Source organism: Oleiphilus sp. HI0117 (assembly GCF_001635235.1).
Genome location: NZ_LWGA01000998.1, coordinates 1 through 4198, shown reverse-complemented (window position 1 = coordinate 4198; position 4198 = coordinate 1). Strand labels below are relative to the sequence as shown.

Here is a 4198-nt window from a genome sequence, read left to right as displayed (position 1 = left end):
ATTTGGATTTTAAAGGCTTGAATAAAATTCGCGNAGCTAATGCGCGCAGAAGACGCTGAAGCGATTCAGTTCGCAATTGATCAGTTTGACTCCAGCAGTCAACGATATGCTCAAGAGCTTCACCAAATGGAGTCCTGGAGAGACCGTTTGATTAGCGGTGGAAATGATGTGCTTAGTAATTTTATTTCCGACAACCCTGATACAGACGTACAACACCTGAGAGCGCTCGTTCGCAACGCTAAGAAAGATCACGACCAGCAAAAGAATACTGGCGCGGGTAAAAAGCTGTTTCAATATATTCGAACGATTACTCAAGATATTGAGTAAAGCCAGCTAACTTGAAAATAGCGGCATCGCTGCGCGAATTTTATTCAAGCCTTTAAAATCCAAATTCGCACTACAAATACCAGCTCCTTTGCCGAGCTGGTTTAATATGTTTCCCCAAGGGTCGATGATCATACTCTGTCCCCAAGTTTTACGCCCACGGCTATGCTCTCCACCCTGATTTGCAGCAATAACAAAGCACTGGTTTTCAATAGCTCGCGCACGCAACAATAACTCCCAATGAGCTTGACCGGTTTTTTCGGTAAAAGCAGAAGGTACAAGTAATATTTTTGCCCTTGCCCTACGCATGTCCTGATACATCTCTGGAAAGCGCAAATCATAGCAAATTGAAAATCCGATTCCGGCCTGAGTACCATCTTCGAAACTTATCGTTTCAACTACGGTTCTTTCACCGGGACAAAAGGTATCCGACTCACGATACTCGCCATGCTCATCACCGACCTCAACATCAAATAAATGTTGCTTATCATAGTAGGCCTGTACTTCACCTGAGATATTAATCAGAAGACTACGACTAAAATATCGTTGCTTCCCTTGTGAACTAAGTGAGAGCGAAGCGGGGAACGGCAAACTACCCAAAACCAGGTTGATAGAATTATTTTTGGCAAATTGACGAAAGGCTTCCAAATATCCTTCGAACTTTTCCTGAAGCTGGGAATTTAGTGCGCTGCCGAAATAAAGAAAGTTTTCAGGGAAAACAACTAGCTCACAATCAGAACCAGAAAATTCACGCTCGAGTACCTCCATCGCCAGCTTGAAATTTTCTTCTGGCTCATCAGTACTGACCGTTTGAATGCATGCAACTCGAACCACGGCGTTACCTTATATAATTGATTGATGTCGTAGTATTTTAATTCGGTGCCAAATTGCTTTCTGCACCCGCATCACTCTCTTCTATTGGTGGCGTTACTCGCTGAGGCGTTTGAGTCGTCTTACGTTTTTTCTTGCTCGCGTTTACCGCCTCTTTTAATTCCACTATAGGCTTTTGCCACGTACCCGTAATATCGTATCGGGAAGTAGTTAAAGCACTTAAGGGTTCACCAAGCAATTTGTCTGCAAGCCAAACTAAACCTCCAATTTGAGGAGCACCAAGAACGAGAGCTGCCAAAGGCACATTCTGCGAAAAAGGCAGCTCAATAAGCATGTCCAGGTCCAGCGCCTTACTCGCTAAGTCACTACTTCCGTTTATGGTGTACTTCCCTGCCGGCCCATCAATGACCAAGGGTTTAGAGAGTGTAAGTAAGCCCTGATCTATACTTGAGTTCATCGTAAAAGAGTCGAAGCCGACCCCACTTTTATACAGGTCGGAGAAATCCAGCTTTAAACGACGCATTATCGCTTCAGCGTTCAAGATGCCGAACAGACGTAAAGCACCTGTTTTTTCATCGTCAGTTTGCAGAAATCCATCTTCGAGTATCAGTGACAGAGAGCCTGATAGTTTACCTAGCGAAAAGTCCTTAGGTGCACCAGGCCAGGTAAGCGCAAGCTTTGAACTAAAGTCATCACTACTCACAAGAGGATCAATACCTGCCAATCTGAATACATTTTCAAAATGCCTACCTTTGCCATCCATTGTCAGAATGCTGGTCTGTAAATTGTCTTCTGAAACCTGCCAATTAAGCCGTCCGGAAAACTGGCTACCTTTAACACTGCCTTTTATATTTGAGAATATCGCTCCTGTTGGCGACGACTGCAAATTACCACTCCAAGCACCTAGTTTTCGACCATCTAACTGCAAGTTAGACGCGGAGAATTCGACATTACTAAGCGTTCTAGGGTCAATTGGCGCACTATCTTCCTTTAAGTCTGAACTTGGTGTATCGCTACTTAATACCAGTTTGCTGAAATCTGCCTTGATAGCGCCATCAGTATTCGGCAGAACTATTTTTCCGGAGATATCCTCGCCTCTCAACTCAACTTGCCACTCATCACTTGGCTGAGAAATTTCTATACGAGCTTGTTTTAACTTATGATCAAATGCAGTTGTAGAAGCAACATCTAACTGAACTTTCTTAAGAATACTTTCCGTATTATTATCACTATCCAGCTCCCAAGGTAAGGCTATTAAATCGCCTACAAAGTCGATCCATGAATCTGCATCTAGTTCATTGAGATTAGCCGCGATGTTGAGGCCACTTAAGTCTGGCGCTTCCATACTAGCCTTATTTATCGAAACCTCTCCAAATGAAAATTTACCATCCACAAACAATAATTCGGTGTTGAGCGCCTGACTATTATCCAAGTTCAGTTTAGACAATACCAACATCTGCGAAGGTTTGAGTTTTAGACGAGTAATGAAATCTTCTCGTTGATCAACATGTTTCGCCAAGGGCCAAGGCCAGTCTCGCGTCAAGCCTTTTAAATTACTTCGAATATCAACAAAAGGCTCAGACTCCTTATGATTTGGGAGGTATAGTTCAGCGAGGTAATCGAAGCTTCCACCCAAAAACGCCGTAGTTTGATAGCCAAAAAAGTCGAAAACCTGTTCGATATCGGTATTACCTGCCAGGCTTATATTCGTTTGTGAGAGGTCTCTAAATTCATTACTTTCAAGATCAGTAAGCAGATAATCGTATGTAGCTGGATCAAAAGAAGTAGAAATATTTAGCAATGCAGGCTTCCCGAAAGCAATAACCTCTACGTCATTAGCTGTTACGCCCTTATCTTCTGTAACGTCGAGGACACCTGTCACGCGGTCAAAACTGATTCCAGAATCGGGATGATGAAGCTTAACCCCTTCTAAAGTCGAGCGAATAAGATAAGCAAGCTCAGCGCCGTCATCTCCTTCGGATACGGGTATATCCAAGAGTACGTCAACATCAAAGTCACCTTCGAACACTAACTGCTCTGCAACAGCTTCAGTATGTTCAGAGATTGGTGACTCAGCCAACCAATACTGTAAGTTTTCAGATGTAGCCTTTGTACTGCTTTCTATTCTAAGTATTGAGCTGGCTGCCCCTTCAGGCTCAAGCATTGTAGCTCGAACTTCATTTAGCTTTGTGTCGACAATTTTGGCCTCAGGAGCAATAACCAGCAACTGACCATTTTGAAGTGAGATATTCGCGTTTAGTTGCTCAGCAGGCGGCCAATTCCTGTCAAAGTCGAGCACCAGGTTTTCAGTATTCAGGTCGATGCTAGAAGTAAAGCTGTTGTCTGCAGTAATAGTTTCAACTGATCCGTGCCCCAGGTAAACTCCTGAAACAACGGTACCGGACCTTAAGGCATCGACTAACCAATCATGTAGACCTGAACCAACAATATAGTAAGGCACAAAAGACGGAGCGCTGGGAGCACTAAGATCTTGAAGAGCAATGGCTAAATCCAAGTAATCTTCATCGCCCTCTCCGTTTAGCCTTATAGAAAAATCACCATATACCAAACCTCCGTCTTGTTGCACCAAGCGCAAGCCATCAGAATAAACGTCTACGCCGTCTTCTTGAATATCCCACGCAACGTAACCATCAGCCTTTGCCATCGTCCAAGGCTCAAGAAATAATTCCGGGAAACCCAGCTCAAAGTCATGACTTGAAAAGTTTACGAAGCCTCCCTGATTATCAGCAAATACATATCCATTGATACCCATCCCGGAGGGTGTTCCTTCATAAGCATCTAGAGAGACCTGATCAAGCTCAGCTTCAAAGGTAAATGATGAGGCGCCTTTTTGATGTTCGATATTGATCCAGGCGTTTTTTAGTTGCCCTTCTGGCTGACTAATCTCAAGACGATCATGAAGATTATCTGACAAAAGCCCAGACGCGAGCCCCAATTGAGCAAGACAGTAAATATCGAGTTCTGACATCGATACCTTTGTTTGCGATGCATCACTGTTAATATTAATAACATCGCTTTGACA

At 43.6% G+C, this 4198-nt stretch carries 3 protein-coding genes; 1 reads left to right on the top strand and 2 read right to left on the bottom strand.

Translation table 11 applies throughout. The features are described from left to right. Positions 1 to 39: 39 nt before the first annotated feature. A complete protein-coding gene (yjgA, locus tag A3757_RS17970) occupies positions 40 to 327 on the top strand; it encodes a ribosome biogenesis factor YjgA (RefSeq protein WP_068740038.1) in 288 nt (95 codons plus the stop codon). A gap of 6 nt (positions 328 to 333) precedes the next feature. Here yjgA and A3757_RS17965 read toward each other — a convergent pair whose 3' ends face one another. Further along, positions 334 to 1158: a carbon-nitrogen hydrolase family protein gene (locus tag A3757_RS17965; protein ID WP_068510930.1), complete on the bottom strand. Its 825-nt coding sequence runs from the start codon at positions 1156 to 1158 to the stop codon at positions 334 to 336. A gap of 37 nt (positions 1159 to 1195) precedes the next feature. Next, a partial coding sequence (locus tag A3757_RS17960; protein ID WP_068740036.1) for a YhdP family protein occupies positions 1196 to 4198 on the bottom strand: 3003 nt, incomplete at its 5' end.

Bases quoted from the DNA above. Each gene is read 5' to 3' on its own strand.
- yjgA (WP_068740038.1), top strand. From the start codon at position 40: ATGCGCGCAGAAGACGCTGAAGCGATTCAGTTCGCAATTGATCAGTTT.